Below are 24,300 nucleotides of genomic sequence, written 5' to 3'. Positions count from 1 at the left end.
AGTTATATGTTACTTAGCTTTGATTCTTTTAAACATGACATAGAGGGGTTTTAAATATGAGACGGTTTCCTGCTAAGATAGGAGAATTCATATTTCATATGCACTGTAAAAACACAACATTTACGGAATTTTTTCATACTTACTTCATGAGTCATAATACTGTTCAGAATGAAATCCCAGATATCACGTTAACGATTAAAGATAGCTACGGAATTCCCTTTGTAAATTATGATGTTTCAACAACGAGAGAACCTGACCATATTATTTATAAAAGAGCGGATTACTTGATTAGTATAGATAATACATTTGAAAAAGCCGAAATCTCTGCATATAACGAACTTGCATTAAAGCATGCACTAATGAATTTATTTAGTGCTTTTATCGTTCATCGTAACTGGGGTTTGTTAATTCATTCTTCATGTGTCGTTGATAATGAAGGAGCGCATCTTTTCTCTGGACATTCTGGTGCTGGTAAGTCGACTGTAGCTATGTTATCTAATCCACGTGATCTTTTATCTGATGAAGCGACAATTGTAAAAATCACAGAAAATAAAATCACAATCTTTGATTCCCCATTTAGAAGTGACAGTAAACCGTTAGGAGAAAAAATACAATCATATCCGCTAAAGAGCATTCAATTTTTAAATCAGGCGATGCTTAACCAAAGGATATTGATTAACCAGTCAGATGCATTTATTCAAATTATTGATAAGGTATTTTATTGGCCAAACGATTCTAAAGATATGAAAAGCATTTTTAGTATGTTAAAGCAATTAGTGACGCTGGTTCCGATTTATGACCTTCATTTTAAAAAGGACAATACATTTTGGGAGATGATCTCTTAATGAAGACATTTATACAACAAAAGCAATGTGATGCAACACTATTAGATGATGAACTAATTATAGTAGATACACGGTATCATACGATTACAAAACTAAATCATGTAGGGGGCTTCTGTTGGTCTCTGTTGTCTGAACCATTGACTATTGATTTTTTAGTAAATGCAGTAAAACAGAAATATGATATAGAGGATTCACAACAATTAAAGGTTCAGCAAGACTTAGAAAGGTTCCTATCAGAGTTAATGAATTGCGGCTTGGTAAATCATGCAAGTTAATCAAGTTACAGTAGATTTAATTCGACGAGTGCTTAAGGAGAAAGGGAATATACTTCTTCCCGCTAACGGGAAAAGCATGTTCCCTTTCATACGACAAGGTGACATCTGTCATTTTAAGGACTGTCATCCTTCGATGTTTAAAAAAGGGGACGTCATATTATTTGTTATGCCTCCAAACCAACTAGTTGCTCACAGATTTATTAAAAGGATACATGTAGACAATCGAATATCCTATCTATTTAAAGGAGATACAAACCTACTATTTGATGAACCTGTCTTATCAGACCAAATTATCGGAAAGATGACAATGATTGAAAGAAGAAAAAAATTATTAGATTTGAATAATAACTGGAGCAATATTTGGGGATTATTAATCATTCACCTTCCAATGATGTCTAAGATTTTGCGTAAAGTTACGTACAGGAAGGAAGATTTCCAATATTAACTGAACGTGGGGCTGGATTATGATTTTAAAAATTAGAGGGTTATTTCATGTAATAAAACCATATCTATCCATGAAAGATGTTTTAAGAACCATTCGATTAGTGGCTCCTTTTATCAGAAAATATTGGAAATCTTATACAGTTCTATTTATATTACTTGGTGTTGATATAGCATCTATACTTGCGTTTGCATGGTTCTTTGGAAACATTGCAGATGCAGCTGTTCATGCGGAGCTTGAACAAATTAAAGACTTGGCTTTTATAGGTATACTACTAACAACCATAAGTATTGGCTCGAATTTCTTAACTATTTATTGTGACACGGTGGCAACGAACGCCATTAAAAAAGATCTAAAGAACCATCTTTTAAACCATATATTGCGTTTGCCTGAAGCTTCAACTTCTAAAGTACATTCTGGCGAGCTGCTATCACATTTCACGAACGACATACATAGTATCGATGGTTTGGTAGGAAGCCGTTTAATTAACTTTATCAAACTGCCTTTAATTTATATTGCTGTTTTTATTTATTTAATCAAAATTAATTGGGTGCTGTGTTTGCTTAGTATGATGATTGCGCCTGTCGCTATGATTTCAAGTATTGGAATCGGCATATTGCTTAGACGTAATAGCAGATTAATTCACGATTTATACGCGCAGGTCAATAGTATATTAAATGAAATCTTTCAAGGATTACCTGTTATTCGGTCATTTCTAATGGAGAAAAATTTTTATGAAAAACATACAAATAAAAATGAGCAGCTCTATCGACTGGAGTTGCAAAATGCAAAACTTCAAGGGTGGTTCAGTTCTGGAGGTCAATTTGTAAGTTCACTTTCCTATTTAATTAGTATTTCATTAGGTGCTTATTTTGTATCGGTAAAAGTGATGACGGTGGGGGCGTTACTGACCTTTATAAATTTGGTCCACCATCTTGTTTATCCTTTGACAGACATAGCATCTAAATGGGCAGGTTTACAGCACTCTATATCTGCGTTAGAAAGGATATTTAGAATATTAGAGCTGCCGCCAGATTCTAATGAATTACCAACCTTTCATCCATCCTTCAATAAAGGGACATCCATAACATTAAATAAAGTGACATTCAGCTATGAAGCAAATATAAGTGTTTTTCGTGATTTTTCGATAGACATTCCGGCTAACAAAACAATCGCACTGGTTGGACCTAGCGGAGCAGGGAAAAGTACGCTATTTAATCTTTTGCAAGGATTTTACAAGCCAGAGTCAGGCCAAATACTATTGAATGGTGTACCAACAGAAAAGCTAAGTGTAGCCGAAATTAGAAGTGCCATTTCATATGTGCCTCAGGAAACCTATTTATTTGCTGGAACGATTAGAGAAAATTTGCTGCTAGCACGTTCAGGTATTACTGACAATGAATTAATAAATGCTGCAAAATCTGCTTATATTCATGATTTTATTTGTTCACTTCCAGAAGGATACGACACAGAAATTGGTGAGCGGGGTATTAAATTGTCAGGCGGACAAAAACAGCGAATTGCTATTGCTCGTGCCATTTTAAAAGATACTCCGATTCTATTGCTTGATGAAGCAACGTCTGCCTTAGACAATGAAACTGAAAATCATGTTCAAAAAGCACTTAAGCGATTAATGAAAGGTCGTACAACCATAATCATTGCCCACCGTCTTTCTACCATTCAGGATTCTGATATTATTATGGTCCTGGATAAAGGTGAAATCGTACAATGCGGTACCCATCAAGAGTTAATTGAAGCAAAGGGGTTATATCGAAAGCTTCAAGGTAAACCGTTAAACAACCGTTTAAAAGTTTATGAAGGGAATTATGTTAAGGGGGAAAATATGCCTTGGATCAATCCATAATTCAATCATTATTTGACGAGAACGTGAAGCTGCCGCCAGATGATAGCGTTTATCAGGATCTTATGCGACGAAATGACTTTTTAACGATAGGTGCAACAGTATATTCTCTTCTGAAAAAACATAATAAACTTCATCTAACTCCTGAATTTTTTCAGAACAAACTTAAGGAAATTTACACTGATACATTTTATAAAAATATCTTTATCAAAAACCAAACAAAGCAACTTTTAAATGAATTTGAAAATCAAAGGATAGAGGTAATTCCATTAAAGGGACCATTATTTACAGAAAAATACTTCGGAGACATTGGGGCACGCTTTTCTTCCGATATTGATTTGTTAATTAGAAAAAAAGACTTGGATAAAGCGGCAGCTTGCATTAGGAAATTAGGCTTTTCAAATGAGAAAATTGAGGTTCCATCCCACTTTAATCGTGGTTTCTACAAAGAGCTGCCAGACTCTCCATGTCCGCTAGCTGTAGAATTACATTGGAACCTTGTCGATGAACACACTTCAAATATCAATTTGGAAGTAATATGGAAGGATTCTGAAGCATACCAGTCCAGATATACATACGTAAAAGAACTTTCAGATTATCATACATTTTACATGATCGTTCTTCATGGATGGAGGCATAATTTAGATAGTCTCAAGTATGATTTTGACATTATACAAATGATTACGGTGCTTTCAAATAGTCTGGTTTTTGAAAGATTAATAGCTGATGCAGAAATTCAACTTACCAAGAGAAGACTTATTCGTACATTATCGATTTTATATAAGCGTTATCCTTTTTTGACAAGTGTTAAAACTTTCCCTAATTTAATTCATAAAAAAGCAGCTGCAATTCCTGAAGAGAAGACTTTTAAAAGGTATGCCGCTTTTCTCGATTATCAGTTTTTAAGTTATGATTCATTCGGACATCGTATGAGAGAATTAAAGCTATGGTTTTTTCCATCCAAGAAAGAAATTTCTTTTTTGTTAGGAAGAAAAAGTGGATCATCGCTTTTCGATAACTATGTAATTCTTTATAAAAAAAGACTGTTTACTATTCTTAAGGTGTTTTGGCCATAAGTTATACACTGTTCCTAATTTATGGACAGTGTAATTTTTTTAACACGACGTTCTATATATTGAACAAACCTGTCATAATACTTATCAGAATTTGCATAGAATAAAAAAATACAATTGATGGAGGTACTAACTAGTGGAGATGTTCATAGTTCGTTATGCTGAATGTTTTGATCAGGAGTGGATGAAACTTATTATCCAGGCAAAGGAACAAGGAATTACGTTAGAGGAAATTCAAGCTTTTCTCAAGACTGGGGAGGTGCAATCATGATCCGGTTAGGTGATGGAGTGTATATGTGTCACTTAAACGGTCATCAATTGAAGATTATGTACAAAGGCAATGATATTTGTGAACTTTATCTGGAGAATGAATTCCAAGGAAAAGCTTCATTTCAATATGTTAAGAAGAAACTTTCTGAACTTGAGAAGAAATGGGGTACTCATAAAGTTAAAAACTATCATTTCAAAGAGCTCTTATCAAATTTTGATCAATCGATTTAATTGCAAAGTAGTAGGCAAATCACTAGTGATAATACTGAATATTTTAGATAAATAGGAAGGGCTGAGAGATGAATAGACTATTTTTCAATTTCTCTAAAGTGAACAAATTACTAGATAGTAATGTATCAATTTATTTAGATTTTATTCGCGGATTATCGGCAATATTAGTAGTGATGGAACACTTAAGTTCCAGATTGTTTGTTGGATACGGAAATGTAGAAAACCCTAACATTCTAGTCAGTTTATTGTACATGCTTAACATTCTAGGTGGTCCAGCAGTCATTATCTTTTTTGTATTAAGTGGTTTATTCATTTCGAGATCAGTATTAAAAGCATTATATGAGGAAAAATGGTCGTGGAAAACGTATTTGATTAACCGGCTTTCAAGACTGATGGTCGTATTAGTTCCAGCTTTATTACTTACTTTAGTTTTAGACATTATTGCTGTTAAATTCTTTGAATACGAAGGTTACACGAATGCTTATATGAATTTAAAGAACTTTGTTGGTAATCTATTTTTTCTGCAAAACGTATATGTAGATGTTTATGGCTCAAATGCTCCTCTATGGAGTCTAAATTATGAGTTTTGGTATTATATATTGTTTCCTATTCTTTTACTGCTTATCTTGAATAAAAGGAAAGTAGCTAAGCTTTTTTATTTTTTGTCAGCAATATTAATAATCTCTACAGTTGGAGTTAGGATGAGTACATATTTTGTGATTTGGTTAATAGGGACTTCTATTCTGTTATTACCAAAAACGAATCTATTAAAGCATCGATTATTTCCTATCATGTCATTTGCATTATTACTTATCGTTTTGCCTGTTAGACCACTTGTGATGACGGGGAGATTATTTACGAATCAATGGACAGAGAATTTATTTATTGTAGACCTTTTGATTGGGTTAGTATTTGGTTTTTTTATTTATTCACTACTACATGTTACATCTAATAGTATTAGAAACATAGAATTTAGTTGGTTTGGGGGAATATCTAAACGAATAACTGCGTTTTCATTTAGTCTCTACCTTATTCACTATCCTATTATTAATACAGTTTATTATTGGGGTGCTAAAAATGGTTTTTCTGGGCTACAACCGAACTTAGGGTCAATAGCAATAGAATTCCTCCTAATCATATTCATATGTATGATCGCCTTTTACTTTTCAAGAATAACTGAGGCCCAAACATATAGAGTACGAAGATTTCTTAAAGGTAAAACTAACTCAAATCGAGATCAAGAAAACAAACAAAATCTTGCTGGTTAAAGAGTACCGATATTTTACCCATAAACAGTCAATTAGACTGTTTTATTTTTGGGAAAATACCAAACTTAGTATAGAAAAATGGTGATTTGTAACTTATAATGTTAGTATGTGTTCTTAATAAAGAACAAAATTAATGAAAATAAAAGGGAGTTGATCTTTCGGATAGAATAATAGGTTTAATAGTTTAATAGAAAAAGGAGATTAAGAGAAATGAAAGCACTCTCAGTGTTATGGAAAAAAACTGCGATTTTTTTGTTGATATTATCAATTGTTTTTCCTTTTTCAATTTCCGGAGTATCTGCTACATATAATAACAACATCCGTGTGACAGGAGTGTCATTAAATACTGATTATTTAAATCTTAAAGTAGGCGAAAAGGATGGCCAATTAATCGCTACTGTAAAACCATCCAATGCTACAAATAAAGGTGTAGAGTGGAAATCTTCTAATCCAACAGTCGCAACTGTTAATAATGGGGTTGTACACCCAGTAGCTCCTGGAAATACGACTATAACCGTTACTACAAAGGATGGAAATTATCAAGATTGTGCAAATGTTAAAGTAACTTCAAATGATTCAAGTATACCCGTTTCATTTATTTTATTAGATCCGCCTATTTTGAATCTAAATGTTGGCGGCCCGGATAAATCATTAACACCTTACTTTTATCCTTCAAATGCTACAAATCAGAATGTATCTTGGTATTCATTTGATCCGTCAGTAGCTACGGTAAAAGCTGGTTTAGTTCATCCCGTTAAACCGGGCTGGACAATCGTAAAAGTTTTTACTGAAGACCTTAAGCATTTTGCAGCATCATTAGTATTTGTTTGTGATACAAAGCAGGTTCCTGTGACGAGTATTTCACTCGTTCCAGAACACCTCGATTTAGTAGTAGGCGGCTCAAATGAACAATTAACAGCAACCATTAATCCTTCTAACGCAACAAATCAAAACGTTAAGTGGAGTACATCAGATCCGAGTGTCGCAACAGTGGATGAGAACGGTCTGGTCCATCCAGTTGCCCCAGGGAATGGCGTGATTACTGTAACGACAGAAGATGGTCATTTAACAGATTCATCAACTGTCACAGTAACATTACCGGTCGTCCATGTGACGAGTATTTCACTCGTTCCAGAACACCTCGATTTAGTAGTAGGCGGCTCAAATGAACAATTAACAGCAACGATCAATCCTTCTAACGCAACAAATCAAAACGTTACGTGGAGTACATCAGATCCGAGCGTGGCAACAGTGGATGAGAACGGTTTGGTCCATCCAGTTACCCCAGGGAATGCCGTGATTACTGTAACGACAGAAGATGGTCATTTAACAGATTCATCAACAGTAACCGTAACTTTGCCAGTCGTTCCAGTTACGAGTATCTCACTCATTCCAGAACACCTTGATTTAGTAGTAGGCGGATTAAATGAACAATTAACAGCAACGATCAATCCTTCTAACGCAACAAATCAAAACGTTACGTGGAGTACATCAGATCCGAGCGTGGCAACAGTGGATGAGAACGGTTTGGTCCATCCAGTTGCCCCAGGGAATGCCGTGATTACTGTAACGACAGAAGATGGTCATTTAACAGATTCATCAACAGTAACCGTAACTTTGCCAGTAATCCCGGTTACAAGTATTTCACTAGTACCTGAGCATCTTGATCTAGTAGTAGGTGGAGAAGAAGGACAGCTTATAGCTACGATTAACCCATTAAACGCCACGAATCAAAGTGTAACCTGGAGTTCTTCTGATCCAAGCGTCGCAACAGTGGATGAGAACGGTCTAGTCCATCCAGTAGCACCGGGGAATGCGGTAATTACTGTTACGACAGAAGATGGTCATTTAACAGATTCCTCAACTGTTACAGTGATTTCTCCAGATAAAGTACCGCCAAGGACTAAAAGTACAATGACACCGATATTTGATAAATTGCAGCATATAATCGGGCTTAATGTGACGCTAACGGCAACTGATAATCAATCGGGAGTAAAAGATACATTCTATCGTATTAATTCTGCAAACTGGAAGCTCTATACAGGTTCTTTCAGTATTATGGCAGAAACAACTCATATGCTTGAGTATTACAGTACAGATAATGCCGGTAACGTAGAAAGTATTAAATTTCATAATTTTGATAATGGAACATGTTCTTGTAGTAATGAAAAGGGGGAGAAATAATGGAGAAGTGCAGATCAATCACAAAAGAAAGCTATACGGAGCCACAAATTCTTCATCACGATCAAATAAAATTTGAAACAGCGATTTCAACTGCAAGGGGACATTGGGTGTTTCAATGGAATGAACAGAATAATTGCTGGGAAAGAGTATGGAAAACATATTAATCTTTCCAATTTAGAAATAAGCTGCTTCCTTAACATCAAGGAGGCAGCTTATTTACTTTGTAATTCTTTTCTTATGAATAATGTAGAGATAGTGTAATTAAATTATTTTTTTTATTAATAAAGATTGAATACAAAGAAGTACTCCATTAATCGCCCAATAAAAAGGCAGTATTGCAGGACTTGTAATCGAAAATACAAAGATAGAAATCGGAGATAATAACAACATCCATTTCATATTTGACTGAGTTGATGCCGCATCCTGACTAAATCTTCCTTGAAAATAGTAGATCAACCCAGCGATACATGCCAAAAGTAGACTTGAATGGGCAAAATCAAATACCCAGAAATGGTGATTGGATAAGGCTGAAGTTTCAATTACAGCTCGATACATCCCCATCACAATCGGAATTTGAATCAGCATCGGAAGACATCCCATAGATAAAGGATCTATATTATGTTTCTTGTAAAGGTTTATTGTTTCCTCTTGCTGCTTCTTTTTATCCTCAGGTTTTTTTCTATCCTTATACTTCTCCTGAAGCATATCTAATTCTGTTTTCATTGCTTGTTTAATCACATGCATCTCTTTTTGCTGCTTGGCCTGCTTTACAAAGAGCGGGAACAATACAAGACGAATGATTAAAGTGATAGCAATCACCGCTAAACCATAATTACCGTTAAAAATATCGGCAATAAAATACAAAGATTCACTGAACGGATACGTAATGGTCTCAATAAATTTCAATTTGTCTCCTCCTCTTTTTGTGTGAATTAGAGAAGGGGACAGCAATCCTCCAGATCTTTATTAAGTGTGTACTTCACTTTCATCCTTTGAAATGTGAAAATCACTTTCTTACTTTCCTGTACTAAACGAGAAAGCTTAATAACCAAACGGGACGAAATATTATAATCAGTTAATTGTTTTCTAGAATGTAAGAAGTTATCCTTCCAATAGTGAATAATAGAAGGTTTATGGTAGAACCCAATAAAAAGGCTGAGTAGGATAGTGATGAATAACAATTGATCAAAATAGGTAAGGAAATCTAACATGTTTAATCTCCTTAAATGGTTTTTATATCACTACGGTTTTGGAAATAAAAGGTTTCAAAAGACAGCTATAAAAATGTTTTTTAAACTCTTAAACCGGAAAGTGTTAAACATACAAAAATAAGAGACTGCCCAATGGACAGCCTCTAACATTCTGTTTCCTTTTAACTTACTTGCTGATCATGACTACGCCAGCAGAATTATCTTTCGCTTCACCCATAAGAGTGAACTTAAGGCCGTATTTAGGTAACTTTCTACCTGCGTCGTTAATAACGCCATCAGTTGCAGCTCCGTTGTAATCTGTGTTATCGATATACGATAAAGAGTCACTGAACACACGTACACCGTTTTGAGATTGATAATCGAAAATACCTCTGCTTGGTGAATCAACGTACCAGCTAGTTGTTTTATCTAAAGAGAATGGAGCATCTGCAATTTGATAACGTGTTGAATCTTCAACAGAAGGCATTCCTTTTAGTGTCCCTACAATTGCCTTAGGATGAGAATCTACTACTCCTAGGAACCCTTCGCCTGGGTGAACACCAACCCAGTTATCCATGAAGCTGTCATCACCGTACCATACAAGCATACCAGTTCCATATTTTACGCCACGGCTGGTTTGAAGAGCTTTATCAGAACCTTGCGTATTTCTCCACTCTAAGTAGTAGTAATGATCTACTAAAGAGATACCATTTGAAACGATTGCTCCATTTAGAGTAAGAGTTGGAGTTCCTTCAGCATCATCATAATATACTTCTTGGCCATTTACTTTAAGTGATAGGTTATCCATTGCGAAACCATCTAAAGCTAAACCGCCATCCGTAACATATTCAAATTCTAAAGAAATCTTTTGTCCAGCAAATTGAGAAAGATCATGAGAGCGATCTACCCATTGCCCTTTAGAAGACTCTGCACGGCCATTATGGTCAGTGTCATCATTACCGATTGTATCTAATAACACTTTCGTTCCATCTGCCTTTACAGCTCTGATATACATGTAATCATAATTGTATTCAACATCATACAACGCTTTGTAATCAAAGCTTGCTGTAGTTGCATTTGTTAAGTCAAATACAGGGGTCTTCATGACAGTATCAATGTTATCGCCTTTTGTGCTGTAGTAATATTTGCTGCCAAATGCAGGCGCAATACCTTTTACTTCTTTTTTAGGAAGTTTTACTTTAACAATACCAGCATTTTTAGACTTTGTTACAGATTGGTCAATTTGCAGCATCTTCCCGGACTTCGTAATATCCTTGTAGTCGATTTCAGCGATATTAGCCCAGTTTCCGCCCATTGTCTTTTGATAGAACTCTTTATTTTGTGGAGAGAAGCTTGTTGGTTCAGTTCCAGCAATTTTACCATTCCAGCTTCCGCCACTCATGATAGACCAAGATCCGATCGGTTCTCCGTCACCTGAGTACTGAGTGTCATACTCATCAGGAAGACCTAAATCATGTCCATATTCATGAGCGAATACACCAGTTGCTCCATCTTCAGGTTCAACTGTATAATCGTATGCTCCCATTCGGCCAGCCCAAGGGCCAGTTGTTCCTGGAACTGGGTAGATGCCGTTTAATGCCCAACGGTGAGACCAGATTGCATCATTTCCTAATCTTCCACCACCAGCTTCTTGACCCACACCAGCGTGGATAACCATTAAGTGATCAACTAATCCGTCTGGTTCATTTGTATTACCATCGCCATCGATATCATAAATATCAAGGTTGTCATATTCTGAAAGATTTACTCCGCTTGTTACAGCAGCTTTTAATGCATCCTTAACTAGGTCACGTGGTCCAAGTGGATTTAAGTTATCGTGTCCCCCGGTCGGAGAATCGTCACCATAATCTTTGGCTTTTCCAGGAACCGTTAACCAGTTCGTTACTGTACCGTCAACTGTATAACTGCCGCCGGATTGCTCTTCATAATACTGTTTAAACGTTTTTACTTTTGATCCATCAAACAATGTGAAGTCTTCATTGCCAAACAGCATTTTTCTATAGTGCTCAGGGCTGAAGTCACTAGAATACATATAGCCAGGTTCTTGATCCACATTATTATGTTTGAAATCAGAGTATTCAGCTAAAATAACGAGAACCTTATCTTTTCGAACCCCGCCTACATATTTAGCTTGTTTAGCAGGAGCGACGTTAACTAGACTAGCAGAGCCAGTAGATGTTGCCTTTACATTATGGCTGCCATTAAGTTTTTTAGTAAGCTTGCTTTTTTGAGCCGTTAAGAATTGTTTTGATTTAGCGGAAATATCTTTTGTATTTGCCTTCGTAGTTTTAGCTGTAGCTTGGGTTACGGCCGGTTTCTTGCTTTTCAATTTAATATATTTTTGAACCGCTTTTGCTGTATCTGCTTGAGAAGCATTTTTAGCGATGATACCGCGGCTTTTCAAAGCTTTTGCTAAACGATCCTGATCAACAACATTCAAATCGATTGGTGCAGATTCTAAAATTGCCGAAGCCTTTGAATATGAATCTTTTAAAGGAGCTGCTTCCCCCTTCATAATCGTACCTGGAGCTAATAGACTCATTGAAAGGCTGGTTAATAATAAAGAAGTACTTAGCTTTTTACTCCAATTTCCCATTTCTTCTCCTCCTGTTTTCAATAGTTTCCTGTGACCCTATCAATTAATGACTTGTACATCATCAACTCCCTTGTTATGTAGTTCTTAATAAAGAACAATTAGTTCTCTAATTTGAATAATACGAAAATAGTAACCGTTTGTAAAGACAATTAATTTTAATTTTCAAAAAAATTACAGAAATAATAATTCATTATTAAGAACAACGTGCATTATATGACAGTTTATTAATTCAGACAAATGGTGGGATCATAAAAAGATCTTGTCGAATTTTAACGAATGAATTGTTCTTTATTTAGGTTGACGGAAATTGCCTAGTAATGTAAATTGATAATTGTAAGTTCTTTATAAAGAACAAAAGGGTGTGTTAAAGTGAACAAATCGATTTATAAGATCTTCTCTGGTTTTGCAGTTGTATTTATGTTAGCCAGCATTGCTTTTCTTTTGTACATATCGTATCAAGGGGATAAGAATCCTGATAAAATACCATCTTTATTTGGATACAAGCCATTTACGGTTCTCACCAACAGTATGAAACCGTCCTTCTCAGCAGGCGATATGGTACTTGTTAAGGATAAGCCAGCCTCTAAGATTAAACCCAATGATGTAATTACCTTTAAAGAAAACAACAATAAACTCATAACGCACAGAGTTGTAAAAGTGACAGATAAGGGATTTGTTACGAAGGGTGATTACAACAACGTGAAAGATGACGGGTTTGTATCTCCAGAAAACGTAGTAGGAGAGCTAGTTTTTACTCTTCCTAAATTAGGCTATGTTTCAAAGTTTGTAAGCAGTCCATTAGGCATTACGCTTCTCATCTTTATTCCATTATTAGCTTACCTTCTATTAGAGATTTACGATTTCCTAAAGAGATTCATAGAAAGAAAAGAAAAGCAAAAAGCCGTTTGATCATTATCAATTCTTTTGAGGAGGTGGGGTCTCGTAACAGAGTGATAGGGGAGTTCTACATATTTCCTAAACGATAAAAAATCAAAAACTATGGGAGGCAACAAAAATGAACAAAGCGAAAAAAGCTTTATTAGGTACTGCACTAGCTGGAGCAATGGTCGTATCTGCTGGTTTTGGGACTTATTCTTGGTTTACGGATGTTAAAGAAGCGAACGGAACAATCCAAAATGGAACATTAACCGTTGGCATGGATTCAAACCTTTTTGCACATCAAAATTTCGCACCTTCTCAAATGTTGATCAGCAACTGGAAAACGATCCAAAATACAGGAAGTCTTGATCAGCAATTAAGAGCAACTTACACACATTCGATTGATAAAGAAGCGGGAATTGGTAAATACAAAGTCGGTTATATGGCTATCAAATATTCGGTGAAACCTGATGCGGGAACAGAAGCTGCATTCAAAGAAAAGTTCCAAAGAGGCTTTGATAAAGGTATAACAAACCCTGTAATGGACCAAGGTTTAGTAGCTGCTAAGTCAAAATATGAAGTAGTGAGCGGTACTATATCTGCTGAAGAAGCACAGGGATTAGCAAAAGCTGCAAGTATGAGCAAGACACTGAACTTCGGTAAAGGGAAGTTCTGGCAGCTGAATGAAGGCGAAAATATTGATATTTTATTTGCTGTAAAACTTTTGGATACAGCAGGAAACGAATATCAAGGAGCCAATTATAGCGCAACATTTAAAGTAGAAGCGAAACAAACAGATAACGGAGCGGAATTCGAAACAGAGAATGTAAAGTAATAAGTAGGAGGCAGTCGTAGTCCGGCTGCCTTTTTTACAAATTGTAAGTAGGAGGTGCACTCTTGGAGTTAAAAAGAACAAGAAGAAACAAAAAAATGTATGCAATGATTAAGTTATTGATCGCAATCTATTGTTTGATCATCATGAGTTCCAAATATGATACGTATGCCTGGTTATCGGCGAAATCATCTGCAGAAGGAACAATTAAGAACGCAACAACATCTGACTTATTGAAAATTACATACGGAGATGTTAAGTATTCAAAAAATTGTAAAGTGAAAACCACAATCACGGTTAAGAACATTTCTGACTTGGACATACCAATCAAATTAACGAATGTATTTGGTATTCCCTTTCCTATAGATTCAATTGAATCTGGAAAATCGATATCAAGTGAATTTAATGGGAGAGCTCCTTTAGGATGTGAAGCGACTTCGGTCAATTATCATCTTATTGGATTTAAGGGTTATATTGATGAAGATCTATCCATTCCATTGGATCATGAGAAACTTATAGCAACCATTCAAAAGGATAAAACAGAAGCAACTAATGAAGATCAGCCGAAAGATAAATCAGACAATTCAAAAACAGACGAACCAAAGCCAGAAGGGAATAATGAAGAAAGCAAGAAAGACGAACCTCAAAAAGACACTGGGAACGAAGAGAAACAGCCAGCTCCAGAAGATAAACAAGGGTCTGATAAAGTTGATCAACCAACAGCCGAGCCCATAAATCCTGATCCAAACGCTGAAAAAGAAAATAATTCACCTGCCAATCCCCCTGCTCAGAATGCGGAACAGCAAAATACTGAGTCCAAGGATGACCCAAAAAACGGTGTTAAATAAATATTTGAATAAGGGGATTGGGGGAGGTTCATTTGTTTAATAAAAGAAAACTAAAAAGGATGATATTTGTATTGATCCCTGCCTATTTAGTAGGTGCGTTCATGCTGCAAGCAGACAAAATATCCGCATCTAGCGAAGAACAGTACAGTATTCAGATCAATCCTTCAGAGTTTAATGTCAAAAATATGCGTCCAGGATATGTTGAAGATTATACATTGACTATAACCAATACAGGCAATGAGCAAGTAAAGTACAACGTGAAATCTAAAATGAATGCTGGCGAGGCATTATATAATCAGCTCAAACTTACGGTAAAACAAAATAACAAAGAATTGTACAACGGAAAATTAAGTAATTTAACTATCAATCCAAGGAATCTTATTCCACATGAACACGAAGATCTCACGTTTTCCATCGGCCTAAATGAAGGAGCCGGGAATGAATTTCAAGGTTTAGCGGCTTCCTTTAAGTTCCAAATTCAGGGTGAAGGCCAAGATCCGGATGATGATGGAGGAGGGGGCGACCCGCCAGGAGACGATGGGGGCACTCCAGGTGATGGTGGTGGAAATACACCAGGCGATAACGATGGAACTCCAGGAGATAATAACGGAAACAATCCTCCAGGACAGAACCCTCCACCAAAAGATAACAGCCAAGCGCCTGGCAAAAGCACAGGGTCATTGCCTCAAACAGGTGAGGAAAGCCCACTGTTTATGATAATGTCAGGATTGTTTATTTCTCTTGCTGGTTTAGGGCTACTTCTTGTAAAAAAATCAATCATACCAAATCCGTTTAAAAAAGGGTAAAAGATGAAACGCTTTGCGTACTTGTTAATCGTAATCGGATTAATTATGATGATGTATCCAAAAGCGAAAAGCATGTACTATTCCTATCAAGAACAAAAGATGTTGAGTGAATGGGAAGCATCTGTAGACCCTGTAGTCAAACAAAGTTTTCAGCAATTAGACGATGTTTTTTTAGAAGAGTCATCCCCTGAACCCAATAAGACATTGAATAAGGGCGTTATCGGAAAGTTATCGATTCAGAAGATCGGACTTGTCATCCCGATAGTAGAAGGTGCCTCTCTTAAAAACATGAAAACAGCCGCTGGGCATTTAAGGGGCACCGCACCGATTGGAGAAATCGGTAACGCGGCTATTGCAGCTCATCGCAGTTATACATATGGAAAACAATTCAATCGTTTAATGGAAGTAAAAAAAGGTGACCTTATCCAGATCACCACTTCGAAAAAAGTTCTTACCTATTCGATAACGGAAGAAAAGCTTGTAAAGCCTTCTAATCTTTCCATTCTGCATGATGATAAAAAAGAAAGTAAGATCACTTTAATTACATGTCATCCCATGAAAAATCCAACACATCGTTTTATTGTTAAAGCCGTTCTTAAAAAAGAGGAGGTTTTATAAAGAAGGAAGTTGTGAATTGTGAGAAAAAAACTAGGATTGCAAATAACCAAAATTCGGATAGAAAAATGTATAAGTTTAACAAAACTTGCTGATAAGGCGGGTATTTCAAAAGGGTATTTAAGCAGCATTGAAAATCATAAAACTAATCCATCTGCACAAACCATTCAAAAAATAGCAAAAGCACTAGAGGTGCCTGTGGAACAATTGTTATGCAGCAAGGCAGAACCACTAGATCAGGAGTGGATAGAGCTTATGGTCCAAGCAAAAGAACTGGGCTTGGATAAAGAAGAAATTCGAGATTATCTATCTTATGAAATGTGGAAGCGTTTATTTAAGGAAGAGGTTTAGCCTCATTTTATTCATACAAAAAGCCTACGCTATCCGAAATAGCACAGGCTTTTTATTATTTTGCCTTTGTAACCGTAACTGTAGATGCTTTACTTGTGTTGCCATTTGCGTCCTTTGCATATACAGATAGCACAGTATTTGTTTTCTGCACAGCAATCTTAACGGAGAACTCGCCTTTCGAATTCGCTTCTTTTGTGCCGTTTTTAACCGTTGCAGTCGCATTTGCCTCGGTTTTCCCCTTTACATACTGATCATTATTATCTACAGGAGAGATACTAATAACCTTAGGCGGTGTTTTATCAATTACTGTGATCGTTGTCACTTTACTTGTGTTACCTGCAGTATCTTTAGAAGTGACTGTTAAAGATGTTTTTGCTGCAACAGCCTTGATGGTAACGCTAAAATCACCTTTCGAGTTCGCTTTGGCCGTGCCGATTACACTCGTTCCCTTTTTTACCGAAATTGTCGCGTTGGCCTCCGTTTTTCCTTTTATGGTGGTGTCGTTATCATCAACAGGATTTACAGTTGGTGCTGAAGGTGGTGTTTTGTCCAATACTTTAGTCGTTGCTGTTGCACTTTTGTTGCCAGATTCATCTTTTGCATAAACGGATAGTGTCGTTCCTGCTTTTTGCATAGGCAGCTTAATGCTGAACTTGCCATTAGAATCTGCTGTACCTGAACTAACATATGTGCTTGATCGATAAACACTTACTTTAGATTTTGCTTCGGCTTTACCGGTTATGACTGTATCGTTATCATCAATGGCATTTATGACAGGCTTTGCAGGAGGTGTATTGTCATAGCTTTCGAATGAAGCGACAATACCGTAGTAGTCAGAATAGACATCTCCGTCATATTCTATTGCAGCAACAAAATAATCGCCCTTACTTAAATCATAGCTATAAATTAACACTGCTCCATCATAATAATAATCTGTCGGCTCAACATAATTAAGCGAATCTCCATCTACTGTAAAAAGTCCATGCGCTAAAATCATGGAAGAATCCTCATCAATAACACCGGTTACATATAAGGAACCGTTTGAAGGAACGTTGACTTTGTAAAAATCTACATCCTCATATGTAAGAAACTGTCCAATAGCCATTGTTTCAAATGGGAGGTCATCCGCTAATCCAGTCGTATCATTCGGTTCAACTTCATAAAAATAGTCAGTATCACTTTTGTTAATATTCGATAATTTACTTAACTGATTTGTTGGAAGGTGGGTTTTTGTAGAAAGAGAATGAAACAGATTCTTTTTTACAGCCATATGTTGTTTAATCAGTTGTTCCCGGTAAGATTCCTTTGGACCACTTGCTGATGCTTTTAAACTCGAAAACTGTAAAATAAGTACCGCGGCTAAAAACAATGATACTACTCTTTTCAAGTTATCCTCTCCCATTCTATTATTTCGCATAATTTTAACATATATTGGTAAATAAGGAAATAGAACTATTTTTTTATGACTTAAAATATAAACACAAAAAAAGGACTAACTCATTTTGAGTTAATCCTTCTAATATGTTTTTTAACCATTTACCACTTTACCGCCATTAATATGGATTACCTGGCCGGATACATAGGATGAATCATCACTCGCTAAATACACGTAAGCAGGTGCGAGTTCATCAGGCTGCCCTGGACGGCCAATAGGTGTATCTACACCGAATTGCTCAACTTGATCTGCTGAAAAAGTCGAAGGGATGAGAGGTGTCCAAATTGGACCTGGTGCGATGCCATTTACTCTGATTCCTTTTTTAATAAGATTGTTTGATAAGGCGCGAGTGAACGAGACAATGGCACCTTTCGTTGAGGAGTAATCAATTAATTCAGGATGTCCTTGATAAGCCGTGATTGATGCAGTGTTGATGATGCTGCTTCCTTGCTTTAGATGTGGAAGGGCAGCTTTCGTCAGGTGGAACATCGAAAAAATGTTTGTGCGGAACGTTTTTTCTAGCTGCTGAGCTGTAATGTCTTCAAAATTCTTCTGCGGATGCTGTTCTGCTGCATTATTCACGAGTATATCCAGACCTCCAAATGAACCGACAACATCATTAACAATCTGCTGACAAAATGATTCATCACCTATATCGCCGGCAAACAGCATACATTTTCCGCCTGCTTCCTCAACAAGCTTTTTTGTTTCCTCTGCGTCACTCGATTCTTCTAAATAAACGATGGCTACATTTGCACCTTCTTTTGCGAATGCAATTGTGGTAGCTTTGCCGATTCCACTGTCACCGCCTGTAACGATTGCCACCTTGTTTTTTAATTTTCCGCTTCCTATATAATTTCGGCTATCTGATTGAGGCCTTGGGTTCATTTCCGACTCGACACCAGGCTGGTGGTTTTGGTGCTGTGCAGGCTGTCCTACAGGGTGACTTTGACTAGACATATTCTCCATCCACTCCTTATTCGTTTAATTCATCTTCTAAATCTACCATTCCCAACTCACACCCGAATAAACATGTAAATTTGGAAATTTTTTAATGTTTTGCTCCTCAATAAAAATGGAACATTTTTTCTAAGACAAGGAATTTGAATTTGCTTACGTATAAGAAACAGCTCAACATAACTTCATCCAAACGGTTAACTCTGTTTTGATCCGGCAGTAGTAATCTAATAGGGGATAAGCCTTACTTGCTCACATAATGCTTAATTTTGATGGGAAGGCTCAGTGCACTAAAAAGAAGAGATAATAGGAAATAGAAAGCGGCCATACTATAATTGGTTAGATGTCTAAACAAAAGAAAAAGCCTGCACGTTCGTTGCAGACTTTTCATTACTTCCATTTTTTCATTTTTTCTCTTATATAATCCCTAATTTCTTCAGCTTCTGTCCGATCAACGCTTTCAAAACTTCCATCATGTTTAACGATAAAAAATGTGTCATTGGGTTTTTTGTTTCCGTATGTAAGTTCATACCCATTATCAATGTTGCAAATAATCTTGAAGGGTGATCGATAAAACGGCTGCATATCAAGTGGTCCGTTTACGATGTTTTCAAATGTTTTTAAGTCATTCTCAATAGAAACGATGGCTGGACGTTTAGATGGCTCAACCATTAATACAGATATAGTCGACAAAAAAATACCTCCTTCTAAAAATAGTTCCTTTTTCATGGTAACATAGACCCGATAGCAAGGGAACAGGTGAAAAATGTATGATTATGTCGAAATATTGAAAAAATTATCATTTTCTTAACAAAGCATATTTTATAATGACTTCCAGTAAAAACACGAAAATGTGTATAAAAATAGTTTAGTGAAAAAACATAGAAAAAACCAGCCCGTTTCACGGACTGGTTACATATACCTATTATTGTAAATATTCATTCATCATATCATGTACTCTTTGTTTTTCTGATTCAGAAATCATTCCATAATAGATGCCATCTATCATTTTTCCAGAACTCTTAAATTCAGTGGATACTATGTTGTTGCGAGCGTTTTTATAATTTTTCTGAATATCTTTCATTTCATCAAACGTCATGTTTGTCTTTACATTTTCACTTAAGATTTCAAGGATATTATCAAATTTTGAAATGGAAGATACACGCGCACCTTTATTAATAATAGATGTGATTATTTGGCGTTGACGATCATTTCTGCCTAGATCCCCTTTTGGATCTTGATATCTCATTCGGGAATAGGCTAATGCCTCTGTTCCGTTTAACTCCTGGGACCCCGCCGGGAAAGAAAAGCCTTCGTAATCAAATGCTCTTGGATTATTTACCTCGACACCACCAACTTCATCCACAATATCTCTAAATGATTCCATATTTACTTTTACATAATAGTCTATTGGGTTACCGATAAAATTCTCTACCGTATCCATTGCCATTTGAGTGCCGCCAAATGCATAAGAATGATTGATTTTGTCTTCTTTTCCTTTTCCAACGATCTCTGTACGAGTATCACGAGGAATACTAAACATTAACATAGATTCTTTTTTGGGATTAATTACATTTACGATAATCGTATCCGATCTTCCTCTATCCCCAGGGCGCTCATCGACACCAAGCAGCAAAATTGAAATGGGTTTTGCGTCAGTTCCTTTTACAATAGGCTTTGGTTTGTCGGTTTTTACTTCTTCATGCATTTCTTTTACTGCATCTTTTGCTGAATCATATAAGTAATAGGCATATCCTCCTACTCCTAAAACAGCGATTCCCACAATTATCCCTAGTACAAGGAAAAACTTTTTCATCCTATTCGCTTCTTTCTTTGTAAAATTTTTCATCTACGTTGGAGTATAACATGAAGATAGTAAGATTGAATATTCTAATTTAACTTTTAAATCACACCGCCGATATTATGCTTAGATAATATTACAATACGACCAATTTTTTCAAATTATTATAAATTAGTTCCTTTTTTTACAAATAAATATGCTATAATACATCGGAATTACAAATCTTACAAAAGCAACGTGGAGGCATATATGGAAGAAACGATTTCATTAAAAGACATTGCCGTTACACTTCGAAAACGGTTAAGGCTAATTGTTCTTATCACTGCAATAGCTGCAGCGGTCAGCGGTATTATCTCTTATTTTGTTCTTACACCTGTTTATCAGGCTTCAACTCAACTGCTCGTAAACCAAAAAACAAGTGAGCAGCCTGCTCTTGACGTTAATCAAGTACGGACAAATGTTGAAATGATTAATACATATAGTGTCATTATTAAAAGTCCTACTATATTAAATCAAGTGATTGAGGATTTAAACCTTAATCAATCTGTAGAACAGCTTAATGGCGCTATTACTGTTAATAGTGAGCAAAACGCGCAAGTTTTCAACTTAACGGTTGAAAATGAAGACCCTGCAAAAGCAGTAAATATCGCAAATGCAATCGCTGAAACTTTTAGTGACAAAATCCCAGAAATCATGAACGTCGATAATGTGAAGATTCTATCGCATGCTGTTTTTAAAGAAAATCCAACACCAGTTAATCCGAAGCCAATATTAAATATCGCAATTGCTTTAGTAGTTGGGTTAATGGTAGGTGTAGGGCTTGCCTTCTTATTGGAGTACCTAGACAACACGATTAAGACAGAAGAGGATATTCAAACGATTCTTCAATTACCGGTTTTAGGTGTAATTCCTAAGATTTCTACAGAGGATGAGAGAGCTCCGATTCAGAAAAAAGCAGCAAGAAAACGGATGGGAAGTGGAACCCTTGAGTCGTAAATTCAGAAAAAATATACAAGACTTAACGCAAAGAAGTCTAATTACACATAATAATCCGAAGTCTCCGATCTCAGAACAGTACCGAACAATTCGAACGAATATTCAATTTGCTTCAATTGATAAGGATTTTAAAAAATTAATGGTCACCTCATCAGGGCCTGGTGAAGGGAAGTCGACCACTGCAGCGAACTTGGCGGTAGTACTTGCTCAACAAGGGAAAAGAGTTCTTCTTGTAGATGGCGATCTGCGTAAACCTACCGTTCATTATACATTTAAAGTTAGTAACATTTATGGAGTAACTAATGTATTAACGAGACAGACAGCTTTAAAGGACGCTGTTGTTTCTACTAAAATACCTGATCTTGATGTACTGCCAAGTGGTCCTGTACCTCCAAATCCCTCAGAGCTCATTAATTCAAAATCTATGGATAACTTAATAGAAGAAGCAAGTGTTATGTATGATTATGTATTATTTGATACACCACCTGTATTGGCTGTAACGGACGGTCAATTACTTTCACATAAAGTGGATGGTGTAATCTTAGTGGTATCGAGTGGTAAAACGGAAATTGATGCAGCTGTTAAGGCAAAGGAATTACTGGTACATGCCCAAGCGAACATCATTGGGACGGTATTAAACGGCAAAGAAATACAAAATGACAACTATTATTACTATTACGGAAAAAATTAGCAATATCTTTACGTAAAAATACAATATTCGACAAAATACCCCTGTTGTAAAAAATGGTAGCTATGGTAATATAGCGTTATAATTCCAAAATCAAGTCTATAGAACTAGTTTTCTAAAGTACTAGTTCTATAGTCACTAAAAAGGATGGAACTAGCTTTATGATTGACATACATAGTCATATTTTACCGGGAATTGATGATGGTGCACAGACACTGGAAGATGCTATCAAAATGGCAGAGGCTGCTGTAGCGGAAGGAATCACACATCTATATGCAACCCCGCATCATCGAAATGGAAGATATGAAAATGATAAACCAAGCATTGAATTCGAAGTAGAGAACCTTAATCAGGAATTACATAAAAGAAATATTCCACTCGACATCATACCCGGACAAGAGATCCGCTTGTACAAGGAATTAATTGAGGATCTTGATCGGGGTTTATTAATGCCATTACATCACATAGCAAAATATTTATTAATTGAATTTCCCTCCAGCAGTGTCCCAACTTATGCCGCAGAAATTCTCTATGAACTTAGCATTAGAAACTATCAACCCATTATTGTTCATCCAGAGAGAAATAGTGCAATTATCGAAAACTCAGATCTGTTATATGATTTTATCGTTTCGGGTGCACTCACACAGCTGACAGCCAACTCCATTAACGGAAACTTCGGGAAGAAAATAATGCATTTCTCCCATGACTTAATCAAAGCCAACATGTGTCACTTTATTGCATCTGATGCACATAATGTCACGGGTCGCAGCTTTAATTTAACGCAAGCCTATGAAACTGTTCAGAAACAGTTCGGAACAGAAACTAGATACTATTTGCAAGAAAACGCAGAACTCGTTTGGAAAGGCGAAAGCGTTCTAATTGAACAGCCTTCACATATAAAGAAAAAGAAATTTTTAGGGATTTTTTAAAGGGGGACAATCTTAACAATGAAAAAAGTAAGAAAAGCGATTATACCGGCAGCGGGATTAGGGACCCGTTTTCTGCCTGCAACAAAAGCCATGCCTAAAGAAATGCTTCCAATTGTGGATAAGCCAACTATCCAATACATAGTTGAAGAAGCAATTGAATCAGGCATTGAAGACATTATTATTGTAACGGGTAAAGGAAAGCGTGCAATCGAAGATCACTTCGACCATGCCTTCGAACTCGAACAAAACTTATATGAAAAAGGAAAATTTGAATTACTGGAAAAAGTTCAACACACTTCAAAAATGGCTGATATACATTATATTCGTCAGAAAGAACCAAAAGGTTTGGGTCATGCCGTATATTGTGCAAGAAAATTTATTGGTGACGAGCCTTTTGCTGTATTACTGGGCGATGACATCGTTCAAGGTGAAAAGCCTTGCTTAAAACAACTCATTGAACAATACGAAAATACAGGTTCATCCATCATCGGTGTTCAAGAAGTACCAGACGAGCAAACAAGCCGTTATGGAATCATTGATCCGATGAGCCAAATCGGAAACTTGTATGGCGTAAACAACTTTGTAGAAAAGCCGGCACCAGGTACTGCACCATCTAACCTTGCAATCATGGGACGTTATTTATTAACACCTGAGATCTTTACACACCTTGAAACACAAGAAACAGGTGCGGGCGGAGAAATTCAGTTAACAGATGCTATTCAGAAATTAAACACATTCCAACGCGTATTCGCTTATAACTTTGAAGGCACAAGATACGACGTTGGTGAAAAACTAGGATTCATTATGACAACGATCGATTTCGCCTTAAGAGACAAAGAGATCAGCCGTCAGCTTTTACCTGAGCTTGAGAGATTACTAGAAGAAGTAAAAATAATGAGCTAATATC

26 protein-coding genes are annotated in these 24,300 nt (G+C 36.3%); 20 read left to right on the top strand and 6 right to left on the bottom strand.

Translation table 11 applies throughout. The annotated features are described in order from the left end of the window. Positions 1-56 precede the first annotated feature (56 nt). The 10 genes from J2X07_RS11495 to J2X07_RS11450 all read left to right on the top strand — a co-directional run bounded on the left by J2X07_RS11495 (position 57) and on the right by J2X07_RS11450 (position 8,613). The gene (locus J2X07_RS11495; protein ID WP_310258852.1) at positions 57-845 is read left to right on the top strand and encodes a hypothetical protein; all 789 of its coding nucleotides are present in this window, start codon (positions 57-59) and stop codon (positions 843-845) included. Further along, positions 845-1,120, top strand: coding sequence for a PqqD family protein (locus J2X07_RS11490; protein WP_310258851.1), 276 nt, complete (start codon positions 845-847; stop codon positions 1,118-1,120). Before J2X07_RS11495 ends, J2X07_RS11490 begins: the two co-directional genes overlap by 1 nt. Then, positions 1,110-1,565: a signal peptidase I gene (locus J2X07_RS11485; protein WP_310258850.1), complete on the top strand. Its 456-nt coding sequence runs from the start codon at positions 1,110-1,112 to the stop codon at positions 1,563-1,565. Before J2X07_RS11490 ends, J2X07_RS11485 begins: the two co-directional genes overlap by 11 nt. Positions 1,566-1,584: 19 nt before the next feature. Further along, positions 1,585-3,426, top strand: coding sequence for an ABC transporter ATP-binding protein (locus J2X07_RS11480; protein ID WP_310258849.1), 1,842 nt, complete (start codon positions 1,585-1,587; stop codon positions 3,424-3,426). Next, positions 3,411-4,499, top strand: a complete 1,089-nt coding sequence (locus J2X07_RS11475) for a nucleotidyltransferase family protein (RefSeq protein ID WP_310258848.1) — start codon at positions 3,411-3,413, stop codon at positions 4,497-4,499. The genes J2X07_RS11480 and J2X07_RS11475 overlap by 16 nt, the downstream gene beginning before the upstream one ends. Positions 4,500-4,638: 139 nt before the next feature. Next, positions 4,639-4,767 (top strand): anti-repressor SinI family protein, encoded by a 129-nt coding sequence (locus tag J2X07_RS11470; protein ID WP_310259035.1) that lies wholly within the window; start codon positions 4,639-4,641, stop codon positions 4,765-4,767. Beyond that, complete coding sequence (locus tag J2X07_RS11465) at positions 4,764-4,997, top strand: hypothetical protein (protein WP_310258847.1); 234 nt, start codon at positions 4,764-4,766, stop codon at positions 4,995-4,997. Before J2X07_RS11470 ends, J2X07_RS11465 begins: the two co-directional genes overlap by 4 nt. Before the next feature lie 68 nt (positions 4,998-5,065). Beyond that, complete coding sequence (locus J2X07_RS11460; protein WP_310258846.1) at positions 5,066-6,265, top strand: acyltransferase family protein; 1,200 nt, start codon at positions 5,066-5,068, stop codon at positions 6,263-6,265. Between the two features lie 210 nt (positions 6,266-6,475). After that, entirely contained in the window at positions 6,476-8,449 is a 1,974-nt protein-coding gene (locus tag J2X07_RS11455; RefSeq protein WP_310258845.1) for an Ig-like domain-containing protein, read from the top strand. Then, positions 8,449-8,613, top strand: coding sequence for a hypothetical protein (locus tag J2X07_RS11450; RefSeq protein ID WP_310258844.1), 165 nt, complete (start codon positions 8,449-8,451; stop codon positions 8,611-8,613). The genes J2X07_RS11455 and J2X07_RS11450 overlap by 1 nt, the downstream gene beginning before the upstream one ends. 97 nt (positions 8,614-8,710) lie before the next feature. On the opposite strand, the gene yidC is transcribed toward J2X07_RS11450, so the two are convergent. Then, the gene (yidC, locus tag J2X07_RS11445; RefSeq protein WP_310258843.1) at positions 8,711-9,355 is read right to left on the bottom strand and encodes a membrane protein insertase YidC; all 645 of its coding nucleotides are present in this window, start codon (positions 9,353-9,355) and stop codon (positions 8,711-8,713) included. A 471-nt stretch (positions 9,356-9,826) separates the two neighbouring features. Further along, a complete protein-coding gene (locus J2X07_RS11440) occupies positions 9,827-12,256 on the bottom strand; it encodes an immune inhibitor A domain-containing protein (RefSeq protein WP_310258842.1) in 2,430 nt (809 codons plus the stop codon). A 369-nt stretch (positions 12,257-12,625) separates the two neighbouring features. Between J2X07_RS11440 and J2X07_RS11435 the strand changes: the two genes are divergently transcribed. The 6 genes from J2X07_RS11435 (at position 12,626) to J2X07_RS11410 (ending at position 16,587) form a co-directional block, all read left to right on the top strand. Then, complete coding sequence (locus J2X07_RS11435) at positions 12,626-13,165, top strand: signal peptidase I (protein ID WP_310258841.1); 540 nt, start codon at positions 12,626-12,628, stop codon at positions 13,163-13,165. A gap of 106 nt (positions 13,166-13,271) precedes the next feature. Continuing rightward, entirely contained in the window at positions 13,272-13,970 is a 699-nt protein-coding gene (locus tag J2X07_RS11430) for a TasA family protein (protein WP_310258840.1), read from the top strand. Positions 13,971-14,032: 62 nt separating this feature from the next. Then, complete coding sequence (locus tag J2X07_RS11425) at positions 14,033-14,815, top strand: hypothetical protein (protein ID WP_310258839.1); 783 nt, start codon at positions 14,033-14,035, stop codon at positions 14,813-14,815. A gap of 32 nt (positions 14,816-14,847) precedes the next feature. Further along, positions 14,848-15,621 carry an LPXTG cell wall anchor domain-containing protein gene (locus tag J2X07_RS11420; RefSeq protein ID WP_310258838.1) on the top strand — a complete coding sequence of 258 codons (774 nt, stop codon included), beginning with the start codon at positions 14,848-14,850 and terminating at the stop codon, positions 15,619-15,621. A gap of 3 nt (positions 15,622-15,624) precedes the next feature. After that, positions 15,625-16,239 carry a class D sortase gene (locus J2X07_RS11415; RefSeq protein ID WP_310258837.1) on the top strand — a complete coding sequence of 205 codons (615 nt, stop codon included), beginning with the start codon at positions 15,625-15,627 and terminating at the stop codon, positions 16,237-16,239. 18 nt (positions 16,240-16,257) lie between these two features. Further along, positions 16,258-16,587 carry a helix-turn-helix domain-containing protein gene (locus tag J2X07_RS11410; protein WP_310258836.1) on the top strand — a complete coding sequence of 110 codons (330 nt, stop codon included), beginning with the start codon at positions 16,258-16,260 and terminating at the stop codon, positions 16,585-16,587. A gap of 55 nt (positions 16,588-16,642) precedes the next feature. On the opposite strand, the gene J2X07_RS11405 is transcribed toward J2X07_RS11410, so the two are convergent. The 4 genes from J2X07_RS11405 to J2X07_RS11390 all read right to left on the bottom strand — a co-directional run bounded on the left by J2X07_RS11405 (position 16,643) and on the right by J2X07_RS11390 (position 20,795). Beyond that, positions 16,643-17,974 (bottom strand): Ig-like domain-containing protein, encoded by a 1,332-nt coding sequence (locus J2X07_RS11405; RefSeq protein ID WP_310258835.1) that lies wholly within the window; start codon positions 17,972-17,974, stop codon positions 16,643-16,645. A 141-nt stretch (positions 17,975-18,115) separates the two neighbouring features. Next, positions 18,116-18,982, bottom strand: a complete 867-nt coding sequence (locus tag J2X07_RS11400; RefSeq protein ID WP_310258834.1) for an SDR family oxidoreductase — start codon at positions 18,980-18,982, stop codon at positions 18,116-18,118. 387 nt (positions 18,983-19,369) lie between these two features. Then, entirely contained in the window at positions 19,370-19,672 is a 303-nt protein-coding gene (locus J2X07_RS11395) for a DUF3846 domain-containing protein (protein WP_310258833.1), read from the bottom strand. 232 nt (positions 19,673-19,904) lie between these two features. Further along, a complete protein-coding gene (locus tag J2X07_RS11390; RefSeq protein ID WP_310258832.1) occupies positions 19,905-20,795 on the bottom strand; it encodes an LCP family protein in 891 nt (296 codons plus the stop codon). 234 nt (positions 20,796-21,029) lie between these two features. Here J2X07_RS11390 and J2X07_RS11385 point away from each other — a divergent pair, with 234 nt between their 5' ends. The 4 genes from J2X07_RS11385 to galU all read left to right on the top strand — a co-directional run bounded on the left by J2X07_RS11385 (position 21,030) and on the right by galU (position 24,296). Then, a complete protein-coding gene (locus J2X07_RS11385) occupies positions 21,030-21,776 on the top strand; it encodes a YveK family protein (RefSeq protein ID WP_310258831.1) in 747 nt (248 codons plus the stop codon). Continuing rightward, positions 21,766-22,467 carry a CpsD/CapB family tyrosine-protein kinase gene (locus J2X07_RS11380; protein WP_310258830.1) on the top strand — a complete coding sequence of 234 codons (702 nt, stop codon included), beginning with the start codon at positions 21,766-21,768 and terminating at the stop codon, positions 22,465-22,467. The genes J2X07_RS11385 and J2X07_RS11380 overlap by 11 nt, the downstream gene beginning before the upstream one ends. Positions 22,468-22,625: 158 nt before the next feature. Then, positions 22,626-23,393 carry a tyrosine-protein phosphatase gene (locus J2X07_RS11375; RefSeq protein WP_310258829.1) on the top strand — a complete coding sequence of 256 codons (768 nt, stop codon included), beginning with the start codon at positions 22,626-22,628 and terminating at the stop codon, positions 23,391-23,393. Between the two features lie 18 nt (positions 23,394-23,411). Next, entirely contained in the window at positions 23,412-24,296 is an 885-nt protein-coding gene (gene galU / locus J2X07_RS11370) for a UTP--glucose-1-phosphate uridylyltransferase GalU (RefSeq protein ID WP_310258828.1), read from the top strand. Positions 24,297-24,300 lie beyond the last annotated feature (4 nt).

The organism is Fictibacillus barbaricus (genome assembly GCF_031457135.1).
GTDB lineage: Bacteria > Bacillota > Bacilli > Bacillales > Fictibacillaceae > Fictibacillus > Fictibacillus barbaricus_A.
This window is presented reverse-complemented; position numbering and strand designations above follow the sequence as displayed.